Genomic DNA, 2,767 nt, shown 5'->3' with positions numbered 1-2,767 from the left:
ACTTTATATTATATGGGAGTTGTATATGTATTTTGATAAGTGAAAATAACTAAAAGTGCTTATCAGAATCCATGTTTTTTTATTTTGAAAATATAGACTTCATAAGGATTTTTTATTTAAAAATTAAGATGAATTTATTAAAGATAAGTGATAAAAAAAGATGGGTTTGGAGTGTGTCAAAAGGTGGGTTTTTAATGGGTTTGTCACTTAAAAAGTGGGGGCGTAATTTTGTTAGGCGTTGCCTAACCCCACAAAGGATTTGGGGGCAAAAATCCCTTATGCTCTTCAAAAAAATTAGAGAAGAAAATTAACTTGTAGTTTTAAAGAAAAATTAGAATTATTTTTAATAAATAGTATGTAAGTAATAGTATTTGTTTTAACTTTTTTAAATTCAAATTTAACATCTCCTTTTTTTATATTTCAAACGTATATAAATTGGAGATATTAAAATTTAGGGTTAAAACTTGCTGAAATTTTTTATAAAAATAGGTTGTAATTATAGTGGAAATTTATAAAGTTTAATAAAATAAAAATTTTTATATTTTAATGAATTTATATACTAGTTTTTTATTGATTTGGAGGAGTAAGTGTATTTTGCAAGCATTGACTATGGTCGGACTGGCCGACCATAGTCATATTGTTAGGAAAGTTTCCTAAGACCTTTTTAGTTATTTATCGTTAAATTTCGTTATACAAGATTAATAAAGTAAAGTATTTTAAATAGATAAATTATAATGTTCATTATAATTCGTTATAAGTAATTATTTATCATTAAAAACAAAAAGTAATATTTCGCGTAGGGATACGCGAAATATTACTTTTTGTTTTTTTTATTTAGAAATACTAAACTAAATTCTTTGATTTTACAAAATTTCATGCCTTACAAATGGCATAAAACCGTTAGGATCTTCGACTTCGCAAAAATTCGATTTAGCGAAGTTGAAATCTAATCAGTAATACTTTCAATAAAGTTTTTATATTGTTCTTCAGAATTGAAAATATTATTTGGGATCAGAATAGGATATAGAGTTTTTACAAACTTACGAGATTTTTTTGGCGATATTAAAATGAAAGTTATTTTATTTAATTTTACAATTTCTAGTATTGTTATATCAGGATTTTTTGTTAGTTGTATACTTTTCGTATTATTATTCCAATAATACGAGGTATCTATTTTTTCAATAATTTGTTCACTATTTGAAATAATAGATTTTTTTAATCCATGTAATGATAATTTTGGAAATAGAAAAAACGAGGTTATAGTTAAAATAGCCCAAGTTAAAAAAGGTTTAATATATGAATCTTTCCATAGCATTTTTGTGGAAAATAACAATAATAAATAGCAAATTACTAAAAGAATAAAAAGATAGTAAATGAAATTAGTTTTATTCTTATTTACTATCTTTTTTAGAGTTAGATTATTGTTTATAAAATTATCAATATCATCTAGATATAGTGTATTATTTGAACTGTATTTATAGACCATAGTATACCTCCCAGTAATAATAGTTTATTACTAAGATTATACAATATATTTTAAAAAAAATGAATTATTTTATTGGGCCATAGCTGGGAGTAATGATAAGGCATACCATTGTCCAAAATATATACCACCAGCTACAGCTGCAGTTATTAATGCAAATGTTATGATAGACTCTGCTGTAAAGATCTTTCTAGATGTAGAAGGGCTACTAGATACAACAGGAACTTTTACTGATGATAGAGCATATTTCATATCTATAGTAAGTATAAGAGAAACATAAACGGATGTATTTTCAATAGTTCTTTTATGCTCAAGTGTCATTATAGTAGTATTAGTATTAGGAATAGCTTCGATTTTATATGTTAATAATTCGTTTGAATTAAGTTTGAAGTTCATTGATAAAAATGTATTTAGTAACATTTGTTGTGTGAAATTAAATTTTACGCCTGCACTTGCAAATTTGCTTATAGCAGTTGCAGAAAGACTCTTAAAGTCACTTGAATTTACAGATAATTGTTTTCCAGTCATACCTATATAAGTACTTCTAGAAATTTTAGCTTTTACTGTTATTGATGGAAATAAAGAAATTAACATTGGAGATGTTTCTGCCTCAAATTCTGTAAATGTTACTGTGTTTCCGGCAAACATACCAGAGTTACCAGCTGTACTTAAAATTCTATTAGCTTTAGCTAAAGATAAGGCAGAAGAACTGAATAATTTATTCCAAGTTATAGGTCCACAAGAGCCATCTTGAGTTAAACCATTCTTAGCTTGAAATGCTTTTACAGAATTTTGTGATATATTTCCGAAAGCTCCATCAACAGCTACAGTAAAATATCCTAAATCCTTCAAACGTTGTTGCATTTTTCTAATATCAGTACCATGTTTCATAGGATTTGTCTTATTTAAATAAAATAATCTATTCCAAGTAGCTGGGCCACAAGAACCATCTTGTGAAAGACCTGTATCAGCTTGAAATTTTATAATAGCTTGTTTAGTAGCAGGACCAAAAGAACTGTCTATAGAACCAGTATAGAATCCAATTTGAGAAAGTCTTGTTTGTACTTCTTTTACGTCATTACCTTTCATAGTAGGGTTTGTAAGATATAAAGGCCTAGTATAAGCCATAAAAATCATCTCCTTTTTAATTAAATAGTTTTTGTTTAAGTTAGCTAACTATAAATTAAAGGATTTTAAGCGAAGAAATGTAAACCTAAATTAAAAGTTTAATTTATTTTTTATTTCAGAAACATCAGAATGAATTAAATCAAATTTTTCTGTTAG

General features: G+C 26.1%; 2 protein-coding genes. Both read right to left on the bottom strand.

Features of this window, described 5'->3' with window-relative positions; genetic code table 11:
* Positions 1–946: 946 nt before the first annotated feature.
* Entirely contained in the window at positions 947–1,486 is a 540-nt protein-coding gene (locus G594_RS0114495) for a hypothetical protein (protein WP_027099226.1), read from the bottom strand.
* Between the two features lie 69 nt (positions 1,487–1,555).
* Complete coding sequence (locus G594_RS19740; RefSeq protein WP_027099225.1) at positions 1,556–2,611, bottom strand: peptidoglycan-binding domain-containing protein; 1,056 nt, start codon at positions 2,609–2,611, stop codon at positions 1,556–1,558.
* Positions 2,612–2,767 lie beyond the last annotated feature (156 nt).

Origin of the sequence: Clostridium paraputrificum AGR2156 (assembly GCF_000424025.1) — a bacterium.
Taxonomy (GTDB): domain Bacteria; phylum Bacillota; class Clostridia; order Clostridiales; family Clostridiaceae; genus Clostridium; species Clostridium paraputrificum.
Note: the sequence above shows the minus strand (reverse complement) of the source record. Positions and strands in the feature narration are given on the sequence as shown.

Bases quoted from the DNA above. Each gene is read 5' to 3' on its own strand.
- G594_RS0114495 (WP_027099226.1), bottom strand. From the start codon at position 1,486: ATGGTCTATAAATACAGTTCAAATAATACACTATATCTAGATGATATT.
- G594_RS19740 (WP_027099225.1), bottom strand. From the start codon at position 2,611: ATGGCTTATACTAGGCCTTTATATCTTACAAACCCTACTATGAAAGGT.